Origin of the sequence: Pandoraea cepalis, from assembly GCF_902459625.1 — a bacterium.
GTDB lineage: Bacteria > Pseudomonadota > Gammaproteobacteria > Burkholderiales > Burkholderiaceae > Pandoraea > Pandoraea cepalis.
Map to the genome: position 1 here is coordinate 100654 of NZ_CABPRY010000012.1, position 22003 is coordinate 122656.

General features: G+C 59.5%; 22 protein-coding genes. 9 read left to right on the forward strand and 13 right to left on the reverse strand.

What is annotated here, in order from left to right:
* Positions 1-144 precede the first annotated feature (144 nt).
* Positions 145-1482 (forward strand): DEAD/DEAH box helicase, encoded by a 1338-nt coding sequence (locus PCE31107_RS20045; protein ID WP_150610452.1) that lies wholly within the window; start codon positions 145-147, stop codon positions 1480-1482.
* Between the two features lie 200 nt (positions 1483-1682).
* Here the strand turns inward: PCE31107_RS20045 and PCE31107_RS20050 are convergent, their stop codons facing one another.
* From PCE31107_RS20050 to PCE31107_RS20080, 8 genes are all read right to left on the reverse strand, one after another.
* On the reverse strand, positions 1683-3062 hold the full coding sequence (locus PCE31107_RS20050) for an MFS transporter (RefSeq protein WP_150610416.1): 1380 nt from the start codon (positions 3060-3062) through the stop codon (positions 1683-1685).
* Between the two features lie 72 nt (positions 3063-3134).
* Positions 3135-4286 (reverse strand): FAD-dependent monooxygenase, encoded by a 1152-nt coding sequence (locus PCE31107_RS20055; protein ID WP_150610417.1) that lies wholly within the window; start codon positions 4284-4286, stop codon positions 3135-3137.
* 42 nt (positions 4287-4328) lie between these two features.
* Positions 4329-5108 (reverse strand): maleate cis-trans isomerase family protein, encoded by a 780-nt coding sequence (locus PCE31107_RS20060; protein ID WP_150610418.1) that lies wholly within the window; start codon positions 5106-5108, stop codon positions 4329-4331.
* Complete coding sequence (locus tag PCE31107_RS20065) at positions 5105-5593, reverse strand: acyl-CoA thioesterase (protein WP_150610419.1); 489 nt, start codon at positions 5591-5593, stop codon at positions 5105-5107. Before PCE31107_RS20065 ends, PCE31107_RS20060 begins: the two co-directional genes overlap by 4 nt.
* A complete protein-coding gene (locus PCE31107_RS20070; protein WP_150610420.1) occupies positions 5590-7299 on the reverse strand; it encodes an AMP-binding protein in 1710 nt (569 codons plus the stop codon). The genes PCE31107_RS20065 and PCE31107_RS20070 overlap by 4 nt, the downstream gene beginning before the upstream one ends.
* 29 nt (positions 7300-7328) lie before the next feature.
* Entirely contained in the window at positions 7329-7607 is a 279-nt protein-coding gene (locus PCE31107_RS23875; protein ID WP_130026331.1) for a hypothetical protein, read from the reverse strand.
* Entirely contained in the window at positions 7604-8251 is a 648-nt protein-coding gene (locus tag PCE31107_RS20075; RefSeq protein WP_343032355.1) for a VOC family protein, read from the reverse strand. Before PCE31107_RS20075 ends, PCE31107_RS23875 begins: the two co-directional genes overlap by 4 nt.
* A 52-nt stretch (positions 8252-8303) precedes the next feature.
* On the reverse strand, positions 8304-9590 hold the full coding sequence (locus PCE31107_RS20080) for an alpha/beta fold hydrolase (protein ID WP_150610421.1): 1287 nt from the start codon (positions 9588-9590) through the stop codon (positions 8304-8306).
* A 184-nt stretch (positions 9591-9774) separates the two neighbouring features.
* Between PCE31107_RS20080 and PCE31107_RS20085 the strand changes: the two genes are divergently transcribed.
* A complete protein-coding gene (locus PCE31107_RS20085) occupies positions 9775-10458 on the forward strand; it encodes a TetR/AcrR family transcriptional regulator (protein ID WP_150610422.1) in 684 nt (227 codons plus the stop codon).
* Between the two features lie 328 nt (positions 10459-10786).
* Here the strand turns inward: PCE31107_RS20085 and PCE31107_RS20090 are convergent, their stop codons facing one another.
* Complete coding sequence (locus PCE31107_RS20090) at positions 10787-11239, reverse strand: Rrf2 family transcriptional regulator (RefSeq protein ID WP_130026328.1); 453 nt, start codon at positions 11237-11239, stop codon at positions 10787-10789.
* Between the two features lie 101 nt (positions 11240-11340).
* Between PCE31107_RS20090 and PCE31107_RS20095 the strand changes: the two genes are divergently transcribed.
* Positions 11341-12246, forward strand: a complete 906-nt coding sequence (locus tag PCE31107_RS20095) for an NAD(P)/FAD-dependent oxidoreductase (protein ID WP_150610423.1) — start codon at positions 11341-11343, stop codon at positions 12244-12246.
* Positions 12247-12580: 334 nt separating this feature from the next.
* Here the strand turns inward: PCE31107_RS20095 and PCE31107_RS20100 are convergent, their stop codons facing one another.
* Complete coding sequence (locus tag PCE31107_RS20100; RefSeq protein WP_150610424.1) at positions 12581-13543, reverse strand: LysR family transcriptional regulator; 963 nt, start codon at positions 13541-13543, stop codon at positions 12581-12583.
* Between PCE31107_RS20100 and PCE31107_RS20105 the strand changes: the two genes are divergently transcribed.
* The 3 genes from PCE31107_RS20105 to PCE31107_RS20120 all read left to right on the forward strand — a co-directional run bounded on the left by PCE31107_RS20105 (position 13542) and on the right by PCE31107_RS20120 (position 16702).
* Entirely contained in the window at positions 13542-14360 is an 819-nt protein-coding gene (locus PCE31107_RS20105) for an SDR family oxidoreductase (protein ID WP_246181906.1), read from the forward strand. The two genes, PCE31107_RS20100 and PCE31107_RS20105, sit on opposite strands and share 2 nt — an antisense overlap.
* Positions 14361-14817: 457 nt before the next feature.
* On the forward strand, positions 14818-15561 hold the full coding sequence (locus PCE31107_RS20110; protein ID WP_246181907.1) for an SDR family NAD(P)-dependent oxidoreductase: 744 nt from the start codon (positions 14818-14820) through the stop codon (positions 15559-15561).
* Between the two features lie 796 nt (positions 15562-16357).
* Positions 16358-16702 carry a BrnA antitoxin family protein gene (locus PCE31107_RS20120; RefSeq protein ID WP_246181901.1) on the forward strand — a complete coding sequence of 115 codons (345 nt, stop codon included), beginning with the start codon at positions 16358-16360 and terminating at the stop codon, positions 16700-16702.
* 400 nt (positions 16703-17102) lie between these two features.
* Here PCE31107_RS20120 and PCE31107_RS20125 read toward each other — a convergent pair whose 3' ends face one another.
* Complete coding sequence (locus PCE31107_RS20125) at positions 17103-17705, reverse strand: hypothetical protein (protein ID WP_150610427.1); 603 nt, start codon at positions 17703-17705, stop codon at positions 17103-17105.
* 283 nt (positions 17706-17988) lie between these two features.
* On the opposite strand from PCE31107_RS20125, the gene PCE31107_RS20130 reads away from it, so the two are divergent.
* The 3 genes from PCE31107_RS20130 (at position 17989) to PCE31107_RS20140 (ending at position 19943) form a co-directional block, all read left to right on the forward strand.
* The gene (locus PCE31107_RS20130; RefSeq protein ID WP_150610455.1) at positions 17989-18477 is read left to right on the forward strand and encodes a hypothetical protein; all 489 of its coding nucleotides are present in this window, start codon (positions 17989-17991) and stop codon (positions 18475-18477) included.
* Between the two features lie 5 nt (positions 18478-18482).
* Positions 18483-19055 (forward strand): hypothetical protein, encoded by a 573-nt coding sequence (locus tag PCE31107_RS20135; protein ID WP_150610428.1) that lies wholly within the window; start codon positions 18483-18485, stop codon positions 19053-19055.
* Between the two features lie 126 nt (positions 19056-19181).
* A complete protein-coding gene (locus PCE31107_RS20140; protein ID WP_150610429.1) occupies positions 19182-19943 on the forward strand; it encodes an AbiU2 domain-containing protein in 762 nt (253 codons plus the stop codon).
* A 412-nt stretch (positions 19944-20355) separates the two neighbouring features.
* On the opposite strand, the gene PCE31107_RS20145 is transcribed toward PCE31107_RS20140, so the two are convergent.
* Positions 20356-21330: a nucleotidyl transferase AbiEii/AbiGii toxin family protein gene (locus PCE31107_RS20145; protein WP_150610430.1), complete on the reverse strand. Its 975-nt coding sequence runs from the start codon at positions 21328-21330 to the stop codon at positions 20356-20358.
* On the reverse strand, positions 21302-21718 hold the full coding sequence (locus PCE31107_RS20150) for a DUF6088 family protein (protein ID WP_150610431.1): 417 nt from the start codon (positions 21716-21718) through the stop codon (positions 21302-21304). Before PCE31107_RS20150 ends, PCE31107_RS20145 begins: the two co-directional genes overlap by 29 nt.
* Between the last annotated feature and the right edge of the window lie 285 nt (positions 21719-22003).

Here is a 22003-nt window from a genome sequence, read left to right on the forward strand (position 1 = left end):
TTCAGCCGCTCCCTGAATTGTCGCATGAGACAGCACACGCGCGACGACACGCTATGGTCGACGCCGATCCATATGACCACGGACCTGCGAGATGCAACCCGCGCGGTAACCGCTAGAATTACGGTTTTAGCCCGGAATACGTCCATGTCTTTTGCCTCGCTTGGTCTGATCGATCCGCTGCTGCGTAATGTGCAGGGCCTCCATTACGAGACCCCTACACCGGTGCAGGTCAAGGCAATTCCCGCTGTACTCAGTGGCAAGGACGTCATGGCTGAAGCACAGACCGGCACTGGCAAAACCGCTGCTTTTGCGCTGCCGCTGTTGCAACGACTGGTGCAACACGGCCCGGTGGTGTCGAGCAACCGTGCGCGTGTTCTTGTTCTGGTGCCCACGCGTGAATTGGCTGAGCAACTGCTGCAAAGCTTCATCGCTTACGGCAAAGGCCTCGACTTACGATTTCTGGCTGCCTATGGCGGTGTGAGCCTCAACCCGCAGATGATGAAATTGCGCAAAGGCGTCGATGTGCTCGTCGCCACGCCTGGCCGTTTGCTCGATCTCAATCGCCAGAACGCGGTGCAGCTTGATCAAGTACAAACGCTGGTGCTCGATGAAGCCGATCGCATGCTGGATCTGGGCTTTGCGCGCGAACTCAACGCCGTCTTTGCGGCCTTGCCCGCTCAGCGCCAGACACTGCTGTTTTCCGCCACGTTTACCGATGACATCCGCGCCATGGCGGCGAGCGTTCTGCGCGGCCCGATCAATATCAGCGTCAGCCCGCCCAACGCCACGGCCAGCAAGATCAAGCAGTGGGTGGTGACGGTGGATAAAAAGAACAAGCCGGACCTCTTCATGCATCTTGTGGCGGAGAACCACTGGGAGCATGCGCTGGTGTTTGTTAAAACTCGCAATGGGGTGGATTATCTGGCGGCCATGCTGGATGAAGCGGGCTATGCGGTCGACACCATCCACGGTGACAAACCCCAACCCGCGCGCTTGCGTGCGCTGGAGCGCTTCAAGACGGGCGACGTTCAAATGCTGGTAGCGACCGATGTGGCGGCACGTGGGCTGGATATCGACGACCTGCCGCTGGTGATCAACGTCGATCTGCCGATCGTTGCGCAAGACTACGTGCATCGTATCGGCCGTACCGGTCGCGCGGGCGCGAGCGGCGTGGCGGTGTCCCTCGTGTGTGCCGATGAAGCGCCGCAATTGGCCGCGATTGAAGCACTGATCCGGCAAACCCTGCGCCGTGAAGAAGCGCCGGGTTTTGAAGCCGAACACCGTGTGCCGCAAACCAGTGCGACGGGCCAGATCATCAAGAAGCCCAAAAAGCCCAAGAAGCCCAAAGTGCCGTTGGCCGCGCCGGTTACGGTGCAGGCGCTCAGCAAAAAGCCGCGCACCAAGCCCGCCAGCAAACCTGCTACGGGTTCGCGCAAACCCACCGGCAAACTCGCGGGTGGTCGCGGCAAACGCAAGCCCTGATTTCTGCTTCATCGGAACACCATTAACAGGGGGCGACTACTGCCGTGGAAAGGCAGTGGAGGCGGGTACAGGCCCCTGCGGGCGGACTAATATCCGGCCCCGCGAGCATGACATTCAGCGCGGCCCGTTGTCCCGTATTCGCAAACTGCCCAGGAGGAAGCTAACGGCGTCCGTCGCCACCGACGGCTGGTTCGCCATCGTCAAATCTTCGAAAACGAGTCAGGCGACTGCGTGGCGATGGCCTCACGTTCCACCGCCGTCGTATGCTTTGCACCCGCGAGCAGAATCCCCAGCGCGGCCAGCACTGCCGGTATCGCGAGAATCATGAACAGTCCGGCATTGCTCCAACCCGCCGCGAGCAGCACGGCGCCCCCGAGCGATCCTGCCACCGCCCCGATGCGGCCGATGCCGAGCGCCCACGCCACGCCGGTCGCGCGATTGGATGTCGGGTAATAGGCGGACGCGATCACGTTCGCGCAGACCTGCGATCCGCTCACACAGAATCCCGTCACGAAGATGCCCAGCGCCAGCCATATCGCATTGTCGGCCATCGCCAGAGAGGCCAGCGCGAGCGCACCCAGGACATAGGCGGCGGCGACCACTTTGTAAGGATGGAACCGGTCGATCAGCACGCCCAGCACAAGCGCACCGAGCACGCCGCCGCCTTGCAACAGTCCGGCAAACATCGACGCCTGCTTGAGCGTCAGCCCGCTGCGCTCGGCCAGGATCGGCAGCCAGTTGATGAGCAGGTACAGCAACAGCAGGCTCATGAAGAATGCGAGCCAGAGCAGCAGCGTACCGCGCCGGTAGTCGCGATGGAAAAGTTGCACGACGGGCGAGGACGGGAGGCGATCGTCGGCCGCGGTGTACGCCTGACCGACAACAACCCGTTGCGGTGCGACGCGCGCCAGAATCGAGACGATCTGCGTTTGCGTGCCGCCTCGGATTGCCAAATAGCGCACCGACTCCGGTAGCGTGAACCACAGCACCGGCACGAGCGCCAGCGGCAGCAGGCCGCCAACGGCGAGCAAGCCGCGCCAGCCGATCCCCGCCACGAGGTAGGCCGTCACTACGCCGCCGAGCGCCGAGCCGAGGGAGAAGCCGCAAAACATCAGCGTGAGCAGAGTGCCGCGACGTCGCTCGGGACTGAATTCCGATGTCAGCGTGATGGCGTTGGGCATGGCACCGCCCAATCCGAGGCCGGTCAGGAAGCGAAGCGCGATCAGCCATTGGACGTTCGGCGCAAACGCAGCCCCTACACTTGCCGCACCGAACCCTGCGACAGACAGGATCAAGACTCGGCGGCGTCCGATACGGTCTGCCATCGGCCCACTACAGAACGCACCCACCATCAGCCCCAGCAATCCGGCGCTGAACAGGGGGCCGAGCGAGACCATCGACAACTGCCATTCTGCGCGGATGTGGGGGGCGATGAAGCCGATGATCGCGATGTCGAACCCGTCCAGCGCCACGATCAGGAAGCACATTGCGCTGATCATGACCTGGAAGCGCGACACTGGGTTCGCGTTGATGAAGTCCCGCACGTCGATTGATGTGTGCCGGGGGGCGTGCTTGTCCATGAGAGTGTCTCCTGTCTCGATGCGGCGATACGATGTCGCCCTTTATGTGGATGCGCTGGATGATACTGGCGGCTATGCGGCGTGTCCGTGCAACGGGGCGGCGGCATTGGCCTCCACTTGTGCGATGAACGCTGGATCTCGCTCACGAAGGTCGTCGTGACAGACGCGTCCCGTGCGCAGCATGTAGTCGTATGCGAAGCTCACGGGATCGAGGTGCATGCGCTGGCCGACAGACTCGTACCAGTCGAGGCTCCGTCTGGCGGCGTCCTGAAAACGGTCCGAGGCACTGCGGCGGCTTTGCTCGAACGAAGCGAACGCTGCCGGCACGTCGTTCCGATGGGCCGAGAGCGCCTCGAACAAGGCGATGGCATCCTGCATGGCCATGCGCGTGCCCGAGCCGAGGGAGAAGTGCACACTGCGCAGGGCGTCGCCAAGCAGAACCACGTTGCCGTGCGACCAGCGCGCATTGCTGACCACCCGTGCCTGAAACCAGTTCGACCGGTTGGTCAGCAGCGAATGACCTTGCAGGTCGTCGGCAAAGATCTGCTCGCAGAACGCGCGGCTCTCGTCCTCGGCGGCGGTGTCGAGGCCGCAGCGCTGCCATGTCTCGGGATCGACCTCCACGAGGAACGTTGAGCGATCGGGACTGTATTGATACGCGTGCGCCATGAACACGCCGTGCGGCGTCTGACGGAAGATCAACGAAACCGGGTGGAAAAGTTGTGCCGTGCCGTACCACGCGAACTTGTTGCGACGCTCGTCGAAGCTCGGCATGAAGTGTTCGGCCAGATGGGTGCGCACTTCGCTGTTCACGCCGTCGGCGGCGACTATTACGTCGGCGTCCGGTAGTTGGGCCGGATCGGTGACGTGGCTCTGATAGCGAACATCGACACCTGCTTCGGCACAGGCTTGCTGAAGTACGCGCAGCATATCGATGCGGGCCGTGCGCGAAAAGTGATTGTTGCTCAGGCGGACCGGCACACTTTGATGCACGATCTCCATGTAATCGCAGCGGGTATGGTGCGCCGTGAACTTGCGGAAGAATGCTTCGTCCGCCTCTTTCAGGAACGCAAGTGCAATGTTGGAGAAGACAACACCCCAGCCATATGTGGCATTGGCGGCGTTGCGCTCGTGCACGACGATCTCGTCTTGCGGATGACGTTGTTTCATCAACAGCGAGAAGTACAGGCCGGCAGGCCCGCCACCGATGACGGCGATTCTCATGATGGGCTCCTTGATTGTTGGCTGGCGAGGATGGCGGGGGCGTCAGGCGAACCGTGTTAGCGGTCGTGTGTTCGGTGCGGCCAGCAGGGCGCCGGCGTCGGGCACCACGGGGGCCAGATTGAGGTGATCGAGCATCTGGCGCACGGTGCTCACGGCGGTCGACGTCACGGGCAAGCCGAGCCGGTCCTGCGCGATCTGGATCGCAGGCAGCGACGGCATCTGCACGCAGGCGGAAAGCACTACGACGTCGGCATTGGCCGTATTGAGCCGCTTGACGTCGTCGAGCAACTGCATGGGGTCGCGGCGTCCGACCTCGAGGTTGTCGGGAATTTCGAACGACAGGGCGTCGAGCACCTCGATGCCCTCGTGCTCGATATACTCGACCACGGCTTGCGTCAGCGGCTTCATATACGGTGCCATCAGCGCGATCTTTCGCGCGCCCAGCGTCTTCAACCCCGCGACGAGTGCACCGGCCGACGTCATGACGGCGGCTGCGCAGTGGTTCTCGCGGGCGACGCGGCGCAGGTCTTCCTCGACCTGTCGGTGGTAGCCCGGGCCCATCGCCATGATGGCAACGAGGCAAGCGGTACTCATGACATCCACGCGTGCGTCGGCGAGTTCGGCGGCACAGCGCAGGCCCTCGGCGTTCATCGCCTCGAGTTCTTCCTTGACCACGCGATGCATGCGCATGCGACTCGAATGGAAGGTGAAGCGCTCGGGCAGGACCTGCTCACGCGCGCGCAGCATGGCGGGAATCTCGGTCTCCATCGTGGTGTTGGAGCTGGGCACGATCTGCCCGATGCGAAATGGGGTAGGCGTCATAGGGTGATATCTCCGGCGAGTGAGGGGGCGGCGGCGTGCTCGCTGCGAGTTCGGTATTGTTCAAGCGCCGCGCGCAATATCGATGGCATCTCGATCGACTCGCGCGCGCCGCGCTGGATGCAGATTGGCGTGAGTCGTGCAATGAAGGCGATGTCGTTGTGGGCTTTGCGCGCCGTCATCAACAAGGTGAAGGTTCTGGTGCGAACTTCGGCGACTTCCACGGTGACGTCGAACGCGTCGTCCGGCCAGAGCGAGCGGCGAAAGTCGAATGTCAGCGCGCGCGTGGGGGTGCCGAATCCGTGTCGGTTCTTGACGGCCTGTGGTGTGCCGCCGAAGAGCGATCCATAGAACAATTCGGCGATGGAGATGACATAGTCGGAAAAGGTTGCGGTGTAGACGACGCCAGCGGGGTCGCACTCGCCCCAACGCACCTGACGGCGCACAACAAAGGGCTGCTCGCTCACCACGTATTCGGTGCTGATCATGCGTCCGCCTTTGCCGTCTGGGCGGTAGTGGTACGCGCGGTTTCGGCGGCAAGGCGTTCGGCGATGGCCGCCCGCAGCGATGCCTTGTCTACCTTGCCGACGCGGGTCACCGGAAATTCGTCGATCGTCTCGATACGTTCCGGGCACTTGAACTTCGCCAACCCTTGGCCGACGAGGAAAGCGGCAAGTTCGGTGACGGAGGGGGTGACATGCCCGGGGCGCAAGATGAGATAGACACAACCCCGCTCGCCGTAAATTGGATCGGGCATGGCGACCAGCTTGGCGTCGGCAACGGCCGGGTGATGGCTGACGAATGCTTCGACCTCTTCACAGCCGATCTTTTCGCCACCGCGATTGATGTTGTCACGCAGACGCCCTTCGAAGGCGAAGCAGCGCACGCCGTCGATGACCTTTTCCGTGACCATGTCGCCGGTGCGCACGAAGCCGTCCGGTGTCAGCGTCTGCGCCGTTGCGTCGTGCGCCTTGTAGTAGCCGCGCAGGCTCGACGGTCCACGAAAGCAGAGTTCGCCTGCGGAGCCTTCCTCAGCGGGCGAATCCGAGCCCGGAAGCAGCACACGAATATCGTCGTGCTCGCACCCTGACAGCCCTTGCGTGTGGTGACGCACGGCCGCTGGCAGATGCGCGCCAGCCCCCATGAGCAGGCCTTCGGTCGTGCCATAGAGGTTGAAGCAGGGCACGCCGAGGTGGGCTTCGAGCGAGTCGGCACGACTCATCGTGCCGAAGAGTTGCAGCGACGAAAGATCGTGTTTGCCAACATCCTTGTACGCGATCATTTGCGGTGCGACTGGCCCGATGGAGAGGCCATGCGTGACGCGGTGCATCTCGATAAGTGTGAGCATGCGGGCGATGTCGACACGCGGCATCAGCACGGTCGTCATGCCGGTTGCCACGGTGGACGCCAGCGCGTAGAGCTGACCGGCGTTGTGCAGCAATGGCAGTGACCAGATCATGCGGCTGTGTTCGGACATGCCGATATGGCGCATCCATGTCAATGAGTGACCGATGTACTCCGCATGAAAGCGTGGGATGATCTTCGGCACGCCGGTTGTGCCGCCCGAGAGTTGGAAGCTCAGCACGTCCTCGCTGCCGATGCGAAGTTTACCCAGCACCTCGCGCGCGCGCGCGAGTGGCATCGCGTCGATGAGACGCTCGATGGCGTGATGGCCGGTGCCGGCGCGATCATCCTGCTTCCCGCGCGCCACCAGCAGATGCTCCAGCGACGCGTGCCGCGCCATCATCTGACGCGCAAACCCGACGAGATCGAACGCAGAGAAATCGGCTTGTACGAAGTAGCCGCGCGCCTCGGACTGTGAAACCAATTGGCTGACTTCCACTTCGCGGTATTGCGGCACGGCACATACGGGGACGACGCCTGCCTTGTAGGCCCCCATCAGTGCGACGACAGTGTCGACAGTGGTGCCCATTTGGAAGACTGCCCGGTCGCCCGGGCGCAGGCCCAGTTCGATGAGCGCCGCGCCAAGCCGTTCGCTGCGCGAGTCGAGCTCGACGAAAGTCAGAGTGGCCTCGTCACTGACGTAGGCCGAGCGTGCCGGCACACGCGTGGCGGTCGCCCGCAACGCGTCGCCGAGGGTGGTGTCGACCCAGGCGTTCGACGCAAAATAGCGCTGCGCCAGGTCCGGCGGACAGTACGTCACGCCGTCGATACGGTGATAGATACCGCTCATAGTGTCTCCTGCACGTTCCGGTGGCGACGTTATGCGCGCGGGGCGATCCGCACGATGTCGCGTTCATAGCTTTCGATTCGGCCGTCTAGGCCACCCGTGAACAATCCGTACCAGACCGCCGGCTTCAGGCCCAGTGCGCGACGCTCGAACGCAATCGGTACGTCGCTGGAAATCACGGTGTAGTCGCCGTGGGCTTCGACGCGGCACGACGGCAACTGTCGTGCGGCGTCGGTCAACGACGCAAATTCCGGCACATTAAGGACGAAAATCCGCAGCGGCTGGCGAGGCTGAGGCGTTTGAGTTTTCATGACTGACGCTCCCCGTTAAGCCGTTGGCCGAGCCGCTGAGCCTTGCGCTGCCACACGGTATCGATGCAGGTGAAGCGGGCGCCTCCCGCGCGGGCCTCGTCTTCGATTTCCATGGCGGCCGCGAGCGTGGCCGACGCGTCGCGCGCATCGATGCCTTCCAGCGCGCGCAGCTTGCGGGTGATCTCGATGAAGTAGCCATTCGGGTCGCGAAAATAGATCGACTCGATTACCTCGTGCGCCGTCTCGGTCGAGACTTCGACGCCCCGCGCTTCTAACCGGGTCTTCCAGGCCCGCAGGGCCGCTGGGCTGTCGACCGACCATGCGGTGTGCGTGGCGTCGAATACGTGGTCGTCGGGCAACGGTGCCCGGCCAGGACGATTGGCAAGGGACACTGGTTCCTCACTGCCGAGATAGTAGAAGAAGGCGATCGTGCTGCCGTGGCCGCTATCGAAGAAGAAGTGCAGGAAGTCGGGGTGTGTTGCCGGCCCCCAGCCGCGGGCGGAAATCGTGTGAATCAGCGGCAGGCCGAGAATGTCGCGATAGAACTCGACCGTTTGCCGCAGTCGCCAGGTCGGCCGCGCCGTGTGATCCACGCCGTGCAGACGCAAGGCGAGATCGGCTGCGGGGATGTCATTCAACTTCATGTCGGGTCTCCCGAAGTTCGGTAGTGCATTTGGGGGGTAAGGGCAGGGCGTGTCATTGCGGGAAGGTCTCGCGCAGCCAGTCCTGCAGCAGGCGACCGGCGATGTAGCGTCCGGCTTCTTCGCCATCGGCCAGCGCGCGGCCGTGGTGGTCGCCGCGTACACGCCGGTGCGACTTCTGCGTCGAGCCGAGACTGGCGTAGATGTCGGCGACGACGCTGGGAAAGCAGGCCTGATCGCCCGTGTACTCGATGAGCAGCGTAGGCTGCACGATGGCCGGTGCGGTTTTCGACAGCAAGGCGTTCGAGGACAACCCCGACCATGTGGAGAGCCAGGCCTCGGGAGAGCAAACGCGGCCGAAACCGACCGAACCGTAGTTCGAGGTGAACGGATCGCTGCCCCAGAGTGAGCCGTAACGCCGGTCGGACGGGTCCAGGGTCAGGTCGAAGCAGCGCAGGTCGGCATCGGTTCGCCAGATGGTCATCACGGGCGTGTGCGCTGCCATGCGGCGCAGGCGGGCGTCGGCCGGGTCCGAGTCGCGTTTGAGGCGCTCGCGTGCACCTTGTCGCGCCGCAATCAGATCGCGCGCCATGGCGTCGAGACGCGCCACACGAGCGGCTTGAGCGGCACGATAGCGTGCCACGAAGTCGGCGTCGTAACGCGTCGCGGGGGCGGTCCCCGACGGTCGCGGCGAGAACCCGTTGGCTGGGTCGAACGGGTCGAGCGTCGGGTCGACGGACAGGGCATCTTGCTCGTTGGTCACCGACGGATCGATGCAGGTTTGCAGCAAGGCACCTTGTCCCGGGTGCGGGGCGACGAAGACCACACCGTCGACGGCCGGCATGTCGAGCGAGGCCAGTTTCGTCGGACGTCCGCCCGGGGTGCGCTCGATTCGCGTTTCCGGGGCCAGCCCGGATTGCTGCGCGTAAAGGGCGTAGAGGCCACTGCCGCCCGAGTTACCAAGCAGGATGACGCGTTTGAACCCCGCCTCGCGCAGGAATCGCATGCCGGCGGCGACGTCATAGAGTGCGAACTCGTGTTCCAGCCGCATGTCGTTGCCGACCGAGCGCGGTGCCTGTGTCCACGCCGCATAGCCTGCATTCACGATATCCGGGATCAGGTAATGACACGCCATGAATTCACGCGGATGCATGATGCAGACAACAGTATCGGGTGAACCTGCGGAATACAGGGCGCCGCTCGTTGCCGCGCCGTCCGCGGTGCGAAGGACGACATTACGTGTCGTCGCGCCCAATGGCAGGTCTCGCGGATTCCAGTCCGTGTTGAGAAATCCCGCCGTCGCGCCGTGACCGACGTTACGACTTTGCAGTTGTTGACTCATCTCCTCACCTCCTTTTTTACATATTAGTCCAGTTTTTTACGAATGAGTAAACATTCGTGTGAAAATTTGACGGGGATGTAAAAAAGTCTGGGACGAAGTGCTTGCGGGGCTTTGCGCTACAAGGGAATTTGGTTATCGTTGGGGTTTTCTGACGCCTGCGTCAAAAGAGAAACTGAGGGTCGTCATGAGCAAAACACAGACAAAGAGCGACGCGTTGCGGGAGAACATTCTGGAGGTCGCGACGCGGCTATTTATCGAGCGGGGTTTCGACGGGACGAGCTTCAACGACATTGCGGATGTCGTGGGCGTGAGTCGTCCAGCGCTGTACTACTACTTCAAGAGCAAGGAAGCGATTCTCGAAGTGTTGACCACGGTAGTCACTCGCGCGGCGGGGGAGTTGGCCTCCGAGGCGTTACCGGAGGATTTGCGGCAACCGGCCGCGATGTTGCGGCATCTAGTGTTGCGGCATGCCCATCTGATCCTCACACATCCGTTGCAATTTCGTGTGGTGGAGCGCAATGAGGACAACCTGCCGCTCAAGCAGAGGAAGCTCGCCGAGCAATCGCGGCGCGCGGTGCTTGAACAGTTTCGGCAGGCAATTGAGTTGGGTATCGAACGCGGTCAGTTTCGCATGATGGATGCCAAGGTCGCCGCGTTTTCGATCATCGGCATGTGCAACTGGACAGCCTGGTGGTTCGCGCCGTCCGGCCCGCGTAAGGTTGACGAGATCGCGGAGCAGATCGCCGACATGGCGCTGCGCTCGGTCGAGCAAGATGCGGGGCGGCAGCTCAGCGAGCAAAGTGTGGCGGGCGTGTTGAAGCTGTTGCGTGACGATATTGATTTGCTCGAGCGACATGTCAAGCCGTGAGCGCGTTGTAGTGCTCGCGCACATAGGTCATGTCGCCGCACGAAACTGGTTCGATTCATGAACCTCGAAATGACGGTTGCGATGGTTCGGGATATCGATCCAACTGACGTCCCTGACGTCCCCCCGAAAATCTCCAGACTAATGTGCTCGGTTAAGCGGGGGGAGGTCATCACCAATACCGGTCGAGGATTGACCGGTTGAATCCACAGCCAGTTGCCGTCACTAGCCCGTCCCGCAAAACTGCCATTTAAACGGCGGGTTCGCATCCCAAACCTGCCAATCGCCTTCGTGTGCATCGCGGAACCGGACGGGCCGCATACGACGACCGCTATTTATTCCCTGCGCGAGACGATTTCGACCGCAACGCCGAAGTTTCAACGTCGCCTGCAAGCATCGCAATGGTGACCCTCTCGAATTTTTTCAGCAGGACAGCCTCGGCTTCGAGAAGCGTCGCCGAAAGATGGGCATTCACAGCTTGTTCGACACGACATTGCGGATGATCCTCCGAAACAAGATGTGAGAAAAGCGAAGGTTCACCGACCGCACGGTAGACGTCCAGTAGCGTGATGTTTTCGAGGGGTTCGGCCAGCACCCAGCCGCCTCCGTGCCCTTTCTCCGAAGTGACGTATCCAATATCGCGCAGACCGCTGAACAAACGCCTCACGACGACGGCGTTCGTGCACAGCATTTCACCGAGCGCTTCGGAGGTGAGCGGACCATCCGCATGCTTCATGTGAATCAACGCGTGCAAGACGCGAGACATGCGGCTATCGGTCTTCATCGTGGGCGCCCATCTCAAGAAACTTTTCAAGTTGCATAAGAGTTTAACATGGCGCTATCATGCAACTTACGATGTTACGTGATGATCTGGAGAGGGAACGTATGGACGAGCACTACGATGTCATCGTGATCGGCGGCAGCTTCGCCGGTCTTTCAGCCGCAATGCAGCTGGCGCGCGCGCGACGGCGTGTGCTTGTGCTCGATAGTAGAAGGCCACGCAATCGATTCGCATCGCACGCTCATGGTTTTCTCGGGCAGGATGGCAAGGCGCCCGGCGAGATTATCGATGAGGCGACGGCGCAACTCTCGGCGTATCCGACGGCGCACGTCGCGACTGGAGAAGCACGCACGGCGGAGCGTGTTGATGATTGCTTCATCGTCACGCAAAGCAGCGGGAGCAACGCAAGCGCGGACCGATTGATCCTTGCGACGGGCGTTCGAGACGAACTGCCTTCGCTCCCCGGCTTGGATGAACGGTGGGGTATCAGCGCGCTGCATTGTCCGTATTGTCACGGTTACGAAGTTGCGGACAAACGGCTCGGCGTCCTGGCAACGCATTCACTATCGATTCATCAGGCAATGCTCGTTCCTGACTGGGGACCGACAACCTGGTTTACGCAAGGAATAGTCCAGCCATCGCCCGAAGAGACTGCGTTGCTCGAAGCTCGCAATGTGCGGATCGAACGGGCGCCAGTCGTGGAAGTGCTTGGCGACGCACCCAACATGACAGGGTTGCGTCTCGCCGACGGCCGCGCCATCGAAATCGATGCACTGTTTGTGGGGTCGCGCACCCAGATGGCAAGTCCGCTCGCAAAGCAGCTCGGATGCGAGTTCGACGAAGGTCCGATGGGTCCCGTTATCCGCGTGGACGACTGGAAGCAGACCACCGTTCCGGGAGTGTTTGCCGCTGGCGATGCGGCGAGCGCATGGTCCAACGCGACGTTCGCCTCGGCGGCCGGCGTTGCAGCGGGCGTTGCAGCACATCGCTCGCTCATTTTTGGCTTGTAATCGATCGTGGAAGTGGCCGCGCCCTGGCAGCGGGCTCTAACGCGTCGAGTGCATCAAACGGCTATCCGCGAGGCTCGCATTCGTCCGAGGTTGCCACGGGGCAGTCCGATCGATCATTCCTACGCCTTGGTTCTTCCCACGAGCAGGTAAAGGCCATTGAGCCGGAAACCCTTCGGCCAATTGCCGTCGTGGGCATCCTGGGTTTGGGCAAGTCAACAACGATACGCTTCGTTTAAAAGAACCTCCAGGATTCGGGGCGGCTCGCATTGCCGTTACATGGTAGGACTGAGCCCGAATGCTGTGAGGCGGATGCTGAACAAAGTTGTATCGAACGTTAAGCAATTTTCGAGGAGTCCTCTGCTGCCACAGGCCAGCGCCGTGTAGCGTTCTGCTCCTCTTTAATCAGTTCGATGAATGCCCTTAGTGGAGCGGACGTAAATCGGCTCGAGAAGTACAGTTGCGGCCCTTCGAATTCACGCCACCAGTCATGCAAGACAGGGAGTAGCTCACCGCTTTCCAGATATGGAGTTAGCCAGTTTTCGAAGGTGCCGATGACGCCGCGTCCGTCGCGCGCGAATCTAATTGCTGCCGAAGCACCATCCACGCCGACGATGAGGCGGCCTGGCGGATCGACCCTGACTGTTTCCTGTCCACGCTCGAATAGCCACTCGACGAGAGCACCGCTCGAAAAACGCAACCGGATACATTCGTGATTCAGCAGGTCGCTCGGGTGTTTGGGAATATCGCGCGCAGCGAGGTATCCGGGTGCAGCGGCCCATGCGATTCGCTGATGACGCGGTCCAATTGGCACCGCTATGGTGTCTTGTGCCAAATGCTCTCCGTATCGGATCCCAGCGTCGCAACCAGCTGCCACGATATCGACGAGTCGGTCATCCACCATGATTTCAACGCGAACTTGCGGATGCGCTTCCATGAAGCGGTCGATGATCGGCGGCAGGATATCGACCATAACCGCGCCCGTCACATTGATCTTCAGAAGCCCACGTACGACGCTCTGCGAACTGGCGGCGTCACGCAACGCGGCACGCGTTTCTGCCATTAGCGGCGAAATACGGGTGGCAAGTGTGCGCCCCGTTTCCGTGGGCATGACGCTGCGTGTGGTGCGGATCAGCAACGGGACGCCCAATTGCGCCTCAAGTTGTGCGATCCGCTCGCTTACTGTCGAAGGCGACAGGCGCAGCCGTTGGGCAGCGGCCCGAAAACCTCCGGTATCTAGCACAGCGAGGAATACCGCGAGCAGATCCAGATTGGAGTCATCATCATTATTGTTCGGCATGGCGATCAGTCTATTCGATTTTTACATCATTATCAAAAATAGACGAACGAAATATAGTGACCGCAAGCTCATTCTTGAGGACGAAAACATGGATACCACTAAGACTGTTTTGATCACAGGCGCTAACAAGGGCATCGGCTACGAAACGGCTCGACAACTCGGTCGGCTGGGATATCGCATCTGGCTCGGCGGCCGGGATGCCGCACGCGGCGAGACAGCGATGAAGTCTCTGGTGGCGGAGGGGCATGATGTTCGGTTTTTGCCAATCGACGTGACGCGGGACGAAAGCGTACGTGCCGCTGCTGCGCGTGTACAGGACGAAGACGGTCGCCTTGATGTGCTGATCAACAACGCGGGCATTCCAGGCGGGCCTCACACGACACCCAGCAAGCAACCGATCGACAGCATCCGCGCTGTATTCGAGACAAACGTTTTCGGTCCGATCCGCGTGACTCAGGCGTTTGTGCCGTTGTTGAAATCTGCTGGTCAAGGTACCGTCGTGATGGTAAGCAGCGGGCTCGGATCTCTCGGCTGGCTGTCTGATCCGGCTAACCAGTTCTATGGCGTGAATATCCTTGGCTACAACAGTTCCAAGTCGGCCCTCAACGCTGTTGCGCTGGCTTTTGCAAAGGAGTTAGCGTCGGTCGGCATCAAGGTTGACGCTGTCGATCCAGGCTATACCGCCACCGATTTCAACAACCACTCGGGTCCCCGCACGGTGGAACAGGCAGCCGAAGGCATCGTCTGGCTTGCGACCCAGGACCCGGCCGGGCCGTCAGGACGCTTCTACTTCGAGCAGAACCAGATTCCTTGGTGATAGGTCCTCTGTGCGTGCGCCCGGCGCCTTTGCGCCACAGTAGCGCCGGAGTGGTCCGGAGGAGTCGAGAGCACAGGCGAATCAAGGAGAGCATGAGATTTGAGAGATCTCGTTGGTGGCAGGGCTCGCGCGTTAGCACTCGAAGAATAATCCAGGATTGAGTGCACCTGGACGCTGGTTGCCTGCTCGAATGACCGCTTTGGATAAACCTGGCTGGCCGTTCTCGGTCGGGCCATGCCTTTTGCACGAAAGGCTACACCCGGAGTGTTTGCTTCGCTCGGGCGTGGGGCGGCGGTCGGCCAGTTTGAGACGATCGACACAGCAGCCTCGACCGTCGACACTTGAGGGACGAACACCAGGTGGCGTCCGTCATCGATCGGCCTTTACGGTCCTTCTGTCAAAGGCCATGAGTACGATCTCTGCCATTCCAAAAACGTTACACTTTATATCAGCCTCCGTGAAAACTCCGTCCCCTGTCGCTCTTGTCACTGGCTCGACTTCTGGTATTGGTGCCGCAATCGCGCGGCGACTGTCAAAAGACGGATTCTCAGTCGTCTTGCATTCGCGCAGTTCGGCTGCTGCAGGTCATGCGTTGGCCCGGGAACTCGGAGCGGCAGCTTATGTGCAAGCCGATCTGGCCAACGACGCGGACAGAGTAAAGCTCATCCGTGAAGCGGTTGCCGTATGGGGTCGACTCGACGTTCTGGTCAATAACGCAGGGATCAGTCGCGTTATCCCCCATGCGGATCTGGCAGCGGCCACGCCGCACGTATGGCAGGAGCTGTATGAAATCAATGTTGTTGCCCCGTTCCGCCTAGTAACCGAAGCGCAATCCGCACTCCGTGAAGCGGCCACACGAGGGAAGCCCGGTTGCGTCGTAAACGTGAGTTCGCATGCCGGCGTCCGCCCAAAGGGGGCGTCCATACCTTACGCAGCGACTAAAGCGGCGTTAAACCACGTGACTCGCTTGCTCGCTGTTTCGCTGGCCCCAGATATTCGCGTGAATGCTGTCGCTCCTGGTTTGGTCGATACACCTCTAACGGCGGACTGGACGCAAGCTCAGCAACTTTGGAAGGAACGGGCACCTATGCGTAGGGCAGCTAGTCCCGAGGATATTGCTCAGGCTGTTGCATTTCTAGTCGACTCAGATTATCTGACGGGGGAAATTCTGCTCTCTGATGGGGGATTGAATCTCACGTAGCAATCACGTGAACGCTGACGGGCTGCTTTGGAGAACTCTGAAGGACTGTTGTGGTTTGTGGATTCAACCGGTGAATGCAACACTTCCGCTGCTCCGGCAGCTCTAGTGTGTTGCATTCACCGGTTGAATCCACATATGCAATCGGCCGTTTGAGTGGGAGTTATCCATAGCCCGCTTAGGGGCGCGAGCCGCCAGTGATCGTACCAAGACGCACTAGTCATTCCCGCGTCCGAGCGATATGTTCCAGGGCGCAATTTCCCGCTTTTGCGGAGCAACCCCGAAAAAATTGCGGAGCACCGCCTACAAAAGTCAGTCGCTACTATCGGGAAAACCTAGGAAAACTGGCGGAGGCGGTGAGATTCGAACTCACGGAAGGGTTACCCCTTCGCTGGTTTTCAAGTCTCACTGGGAAATCGTTGTGGGGGAAGGGGTTAGGGGGAGGCTTCGCTTCGAAAGCGGGGGGCCGTGAAAAGCCGGAAACCCGCGTGTTTACTGGGGGTGGAAAGCGGATTGCGGAGCAGGATTTGGAGGGGATTGGCGGCACGCCGTCGGGAAACTTCCCGATTTATTGTCGTCACAAAAATAGTTCTTGGGCGAGAATTGTTGTCAGTACAATAAATGCCCATGAATATCAGTTTCGACCCGGCGAGAAGTGACCGGAATGTCCAGGAACGGGGTTTGCCGTTCACGATGGCCCAGGACGTCGAATGGGACAGCGTAGTGGTCTTCACGCGTCGCGCAGAAAGAATAAACGTCATCAGCTTGCACAAGGCGAATTCGCGGGAGGTGAAACGCTATGCCCCAACTTAAGCCGGGAACCGTCCTCCCTACCCCGGCTGAGGATGCCAAGATCAAAAGGCAAATGCGTCAGGATTCGCAGAATCCCGAATGGACGAAGAAGGACTTCGCCAGGGCGCGGCCTGCGAGTGACGTGTTGCCGGGGATTGTTGGCGAAGAGGCTGCCCAGAAACTGCTCAAGCCTCGCGGTCGACCCAAGGCCGAGGTGACGAAGGAGCGAATTAACATTCGGCTGTCGCCGGAGGTCGTTGCGTACTTCAAGGCGTCTGGTAGCGGTTGGCAGACGAGAATCGATGCGGCGCTGCGGCAGTTCATTGCGGAGCATCGGCATTTGGTGCGATGAGAGTTGCCGAAATATTCTCCCGCGACCAACGCGTCGATACGTTCGCATGGCTCTTTCGAAATCTCTCTCATACTGAATGAATTGCCAGCCAAACCCGTCTTGAAGCGATTCGTAGGTTGGGAACGCTGTAGCTTATGCGCAGCCGACAGGCGGAATCCCGGCTGGTGAGGGAGGGCAACTTGCTGGCTGGTCTGCGGGTGGCAGTGATGGTTGCGCCTCGAAACCCATCGTTGCCGTCACGATGTGACGAAGGACCGAAACGAGTCGAGAAGCAGACGCTGGTGATCGGCTGTGGAAGCGGACATTCGTCAGGGGTTCCAGAGATCGCCAAGGTGGCGAACTTCGTCTTGGATAAGATCTATGCGTCAGCACAATAAAAAAGGAGCGTAAAGCCAATTTTTTACGAGTGGAAGACTCCGCCATTGCCGTCAAACTTGACTAGGAGATCATGAATTCTGGCTACCTCCTCAACAATTGGCTGGATCTCGTATCGCTCACCTAGCACTTGAAAAATGCCTTCCTTCAAGTAGTAAGCCCTGAAGATGTGATGAGGCACATCCGAGTCTTCAGGCTCAGGAAGAATAAGGCTAGGAAAGATGTATCCGACTATCCCCTCTTGAAGATAAAGATCAAGCCGCTCGTCAAAGTGTTCAATCGAATTTCTTAACGCCCTATTCATCAGGGGGCTGTCGTCCTTTATACCAAAGACCTTTGACAGATACTGTCCGCGATCCCTGTGAATGGTTTTCTTGTCCGTTCCCTTCATACCATCACGCGACGGGAAGAAGTATCGCGATATAGCCCCAGACTGGTTGACGACGTTCTGCAAGCAGTCCAGTAATAAGTCCTTCTTCTCTTGCGGATCAATCTCCCCAACAGAGATCTTCTTGATGATCTTTTCTGCAATGCTGCACGACTGGAAGGCAGAGGTCGTATTGAAGAGCATCGACTGAATGTAGAACGCCTGGTGCGGCGTCCAGATACTAAATGCCTCGTCTTCCATCCCCTATCTCCCCCTATTCATGTTCAAAATTTAGCAGTTCATATACCGAAGAATAGTGCCTAGAGGCACCGCTGGGTCAATCAAAGTTTCCTGTTGGTCGAAAGCGACCCGTCGCAAACGTCAGTAATCGGCCATGAAGCGACGCTCGTTCAACGAAGACGTACGGCTGAAACTCGACGCGTTTCGGTCATTCGATCACTTGTCGTCGGCTATCCGCGAATGCGCGGTCGAATTCGCTCGCCTGTACAATTCCTGCGCTACTTCACCACTTGGAGAGCGGAAAATGGAGCAGGCCTACGCGGCGATCGGGCGCGCGGTAATCGCGATGCAGATGTTCGAAGTGACTTTCGTGTCGATCCACGAAGGCTTCAAGATGATCACGGACGAGGTTTATCGCGAGGCGTCGGGCGGCATGATCGACGAGAAGAAATACAAAACTGCATCGTCGAACGTGGTCACGGCGCTTTCCGATAGAGGCCAGATTGCCACGGATCTGGAGGATCGGTTAAATACCCTGATAGAGCGTCGGAACGAATTGATGCACCGATGGTTTATGCATCACGGCTGGCCGTGGCCCGAGACTAACAATGCGGCCGACTACGCACCCGTCGTCGAGCTCGCAGAGTGGGTCAGGACCGAGGCGAACGCAATTACGCGCATGATGGCGGGCTACATGGTGCAGCACGCCCATCCCGACGACGCCGCAAAGGACCCCGAGACCTACAGGCAGGCGATGGCCGACCTTTTCCACAAGCTGCACGCGCAGGAATAGATGGCATGCACATAACGAAGATCGCCGCCGCTCGAAGGCAACTCACTACGGCCATTCGCCTTTTCTTCGATGGCGGGGACCGAGTATCCGTCTACTCGCTGGCATCAAACGCGTGGGAGGTTATTGACGTGCTCTGCACGAGCGCGAACGTGGAAGGCTTCTCCAAGCAGGCGCGCGAAAACTTGCCGGACGGACACACGCTTAACCACTACATCAACGATCCGTGTCGAAACTTCTTCAAGCACGCCAAACAAGACCCGGACCCCGATAGCTCGGTCGAATTGCTTGAGTCTAACGTTGCCGCCATCTTATTCCTGGCTGTGGAGGATTACATACGACTTCGGCAGGGCGGTCCTATAGAGGCGCAAGTCTTTCAGGCATGGTTTATTGCCGTTTTCCCAGAAAAGGTTGCGGATGAGCCTGTCGCGCAATCGGTTCTCGAAGACGTCAAACTCGCCTTTCCAGGCATCGCAACACTCGTCGCGAGCGATCAGATCGAGATGGGTAGACGGGTACTGGAAGCTGCTCTCAAGGACTGCGGCCTCACGGCTGACCCGAAAACCGAGCCGAGCCTCTGAGTTTTCGTTTGCTCCCGGCCTGTTTTCGCTCAGTCACGGGAGCAGCCGCTGGATACACGGAGTTGCACTTGGCTAAACCAGGCATCTCCGCGCTCTTATCAAAAGATTAGCTCGTGGACAACTCAGATGGACGATACCCGATCAGAAATCGAAGAATTGAAACGAATCGTCGACACCGCCCGACAGGAGATCGAGCTGTCGGTCATGTTCCATGAGACTTGGAAGCCCGCAGCATATGATGGCGCGCTCCAAGCACGAATCGGGACGTCCTACGCGGCGCACGCCTTCCAAATCATTCGCTTGTCGCTGCGTCGTGAACTGTTATTGGCGCTGACACGTGTGTGGGACACTAACAAACAGGCTGTGCGAATGAGCCTGATTGCCGACCGCCTACGGAACAAAAAATTGTTCGAAGAACTGGTTCAAGACCGTGCTAGGCGCTTCGGCCTTAGTTCTAAGTTCGCTCCCGACGCGATGAGAAACACGCTGGCGCCAAGGCGCGATGAAATACTGGAATTGATCGGTAAGTACAGTGCGAACGGCGCCAGCTTCGAGGTCCTAGAGAAGCTTAAAATGCTTCGCCACCAGCACCTAGCACATCGGCAATTGCCCAGAGCCCCGGTTGGGCCCGCGGAGTCGAATATGGTCGCGCAGCAACAGGAGGAAGGTGCGCTACCTGTTTGGGCCACCGACGACGAGATTGAGACCTTCTACCAAGACAACCTCAAAATCATGCGGCTGCTGTTGAGTGTCGTTTTGGGCATGGCCTACGATCTGTCGGAGGCAACGGAAGTCTACGAGCACCATGCAAAGTACTTCTGGGCGTCAGCACGTGGTGAGCGCACCGAGGGCCACCCCGACTATCGTCCGCCGCCGGCCGGCGTCTGAGTAAAGGTGAAAGCCAATGAGTGCACATCCACCCGCGGCGATACTGCGGACACCTGATGCTCGACTAGCGAGCCGCCAGACACTACTGAATTGCGCGATCATCCGCAATATTGCTTTTAACTACGCTGGCTGTGTTAGCGAAGATGGCCGAGAACGAAAGACGTTGCGGAGCAGAGTTTGAAGGGATTCGGCTCGGTGGTGCGGAGCACTTTCCCTCTCACGCCGGTTGACGACGCGCGTTAGCTTCGGAGCTGGCCTCGCATGATCGACTTCTTCACCGTCTACGAGTGTGGGTTGCCTCGTGACCACACTCGGAAATTCGTGTGGTCGCCCGGCGCCGTAAACTGATAATGAAAAAGGGGACCGAAGTCCCCTATGGTGTTAAGCGGCTTGAGCAGCGGATTCGGCGTCGTTAGGTGCGTTTGACGGCCGGCAATGTGCTCAGCAGTGTTTGCGCTGCGGTCCTGAATACACCAAATGCAGCGTCAAACGATGGCCGGTCGTCGCCGTAGATCAATGGGACCAGCTTGGTTGCATACTCATCAATCGTCTGCTTATCCTGGCCGACCGTTTCCAGAGCTTGGCTCAGGCATTCGGCCGGATTCGCGCAAAACGCAGCGTGTCGAGTAAATTCACCTTGATCAAAAGCGACCAGGTCTTTGAAATGCTTGGTTGCCCGCTCAACCGCATTTCCGTCTACCGCCACGATGCACCAGGTATCGTAGATATGGCGGACCAATGCGTCATCCCATTTGTCCTTTGCTCCGGCACGATGTTCGGCGAAACGGCGAAGGAACGAGAGTACCTTTTCGCCCAGGGTTTCCTCCACGGCTACGCATTGCATCGTGAAAGGCGCCGCGTCTTGGGTTGCCAACTGGTAGGCCAAATAGCCAAGCGTTTGTTGTGACGTTGCGAAGCAGGGGGTGCGAGTCGTGAATTCGAGCTTCAAGTGCGGGCGCAGACTTGTGGCAGCGGCGTATTGGGCGTTGTAATGCCAACCGCTGGCAAAAAATCCGTTCGCGTTTCGTGCCACCGTCTCTTCGGGGATTTCAGAAAATCCGAGCCCGATCATGCATTCAACGATCTTGCGTTTGAGAGCAGATAGATGACTCTTCAGTTGGTTTTGCGAAAACCCGTGGTTCGGCGCAAGCACTACCTTCAGATCAATGTCTTCCGACATTCGTTTGATGATGCGATGCGCCTTTGAGAGACTCGTCCCGCCGCAGAATGCCAACTGTAAGTTTTCGTGTTCTAGAGACGCCAGGGCGCGGAGCGTGTCGCTGACGTGAATGTCCTTCTCTAGAATTGCGGCGGAAATGCCACCAAGATCCTGCTCTGCGATCAACGCGTCGATGAGATCACGTTGCTCCTTGGAAATTATTTTCATATCGAATGATTTGCCGGCCAAACCCGAGCTTGCGGGCGATGCGGCGGTTCCCCGTATTGATGACAACACTCGTTGGCAACTGAGTGGTGTCACCAGCGTTGTAGGCGGCGACCATTCTGCTTGGGTATGTCCTAACGCCAAGCCTCTTGAGTGCCTGCGGTGCGAGGACTTCGACCGGACGCACGGGGATTGGTTTGCCGGACAGGACACTAGGTTTGGCCTTGGCGTACACGCCGACGCCTAATTTGACGATCGTGCCCTCGTCAACCAGCTCCCGCAGCGCGCGGCTAAGTTGTGCCTCGCTCCCCATTTGCGCGAAGTCGGCCCGCAGAAAGACATCCGCTTTCCGCTTACGGAGCGATGTTTTCAGTTTGTCTCGCAGGCTCATGGTGCTCTCCTTCATGGCGCGGTGGCTCTTGTAACCAATTGATTTGTATTGGCAAATGCAATCTGGTGACGATCATTTTGTAGTGTAGCACAGACGTCATTTTCGCGAGCGGAAGAGCGTCGCCCGGCCATTCGCCCCATCAGCAAGTGTACGCAATTGGTGTCGCGTGGAAGCCCGCTCCTGGTCGGGGCGGCAATTCGATTGATCTCAGCGACGACGACAGGAGGGATGCGCGGATGAGGTTCATCCTCAGACGTTTCCCAACTATTTCCTAGGGATGAGTCC

Bases quoted from the DNA above. Each gene is read 5' to 3' on its own strand.
- PCE31107_RS20075 (WP_343032355.1), bottom strand. From the start codon at position 8,251: ATGAAGTTGAATGACATCCCCGCAGCCGATCTCGCCTTGCGTCTGCAC.
- PCE31107_RS20125 (WP_150610427.1), bottom strand. From the start codon at position 17,705: ATGGAAGACGAGGCATTTAGTATCTGGACGCCGCACCAGGCGTTCTAC.
- PCE31107_RS20135 (WP_150610428.1), top strand. From the start codon at position 18,483: ATGCACATAACGAAGATCGCCGCCGCTCGAAGGCAACTCACTACGGCC.
- PCE31107_RS23875 (WP_130026331.1), bottom strand. From the start codon at position 7,607: ATGAAAACTCAAACGCCTCAGCCTCGCCAGCCGCTGCGGATTTTCGTC.
- PCE31107_RS20085 (WP_150610422.1), top strand. From the start codon at position 9,775: ATGAGCAAAACACAGACAAAGAGCGACGCGTTGCGGGAGAACATTCTG.
- PCE31107_RS20045 (WP_150610452.1), top strand. From the start codon at position 145: ATGTCTTTTGCCTCGCTTGGTCTGATCGATCCGCTGCTGCGTAATGTG.
- PCE31107_RS20050 (WP_150610416.1), bottom strand. From the start codon at position 3,062: ATGGACAAGCACGCCCCCCGGCACACATCAATCGACGTGCGGGACTTC.
- PCE31107_RS20120 (WP_246181901.1), top strand. From the start codon at position 16,358: ATGCCCCAACTTAAGCCGGGAACCGTCCTCCCTACCCCGGCTGAGGAT.
- PCE31107_RS20150 (WP_150610431.1), bottom strand. From the start codon at position 21,718: ATGAGCCTGCGAGACAAACTGAAAACATCGCTCCGTAAGCGGAAAGCG.
- PCE31107_RS20090 (WP_130026328.1), bottom strand. From the start codon at position 11,239: ATGAAGACCGATAGCCGCATGTCTCGCGTCTTGCACGCGTTGATTCAC.
- PCE31107_RS20055 (WP_150610417.1), bottom strand. From the start codon at position 4,286: ATGAGAATCGCCGTCATCGGTGGCGGGCCTGCCGGCCTGTACTTCTCG.
- PCE31107_RS20080 (WP_150610421.1), bottom strand. From the start codon at position 9,590: ATGAGTCAACAACTGCAAAGTCGTAACGTCGGTCACGGCGCGACGGCG.
- PCE31107_RS20095 (WP_150610423.1), top strand. From the start codon at position 11,341: ATGGACGAGCACTACGATGTCATCGTGATCGGCGGCAGCTTCGCCGGT.
- PCE31107_RS20100 (WP_150610424.1), bottom strand. From the start codon at position 13,543: ATGCCGAACAATAATGATGATGACTCCAATCTGGATCTGCTCGCGGTA.
- PCE31107_RS20060 (WP_150610418.1), bottom strand. From the start codon at position 5,108: ATGACGCCTACCCCATTTCGCATCGGGCAGATCGTGCCCAGCTCCAAC.
- PCE31107_RS20105 (WP_246181906.1), top strand. From the start codon at position 13,542: ATGGCGATCAGTCTATTCGATTTTTACATCATTATCAAAAATAGACGA.
- PCE31107_RS20065 (WP_150610419.1), bottom strand. From the start codon at position 5,593: ATGATCAGCACCGAATACGTGGTGAGCGAGCAGCCCTTTGTTGTGCGC.
- PCE31107_RS20145 (WP_150610430.1), bottom strand. From the start codon at position 21,330: ATGAAAATAATTTCCAAGGAGCAACGTGATCTCATCGACGCGTTGATC.
- PCE31107_RS20130 (WP_150610455.1), top strand. From the start codon at position 17,989: ATGGAGCAGGCCTACGCGGCGATCGGGCGCGCGGTAATCGCGATGCAG.
- PCE31107_RS20070 (WP_150610420.1), bottom strand. From the start codon at position 7,299: ATGAGCGGTATCTATCACCGTATCGACGGCGTGACGTACTGTCCGCCG.
- PCE31107_RS20140 (WP_150610429.1), top strand. From the start codon at position 19,182: ATGGACGATACCCGATCAGAAATCGAAGAATTGAAACGAATCGTCGAC.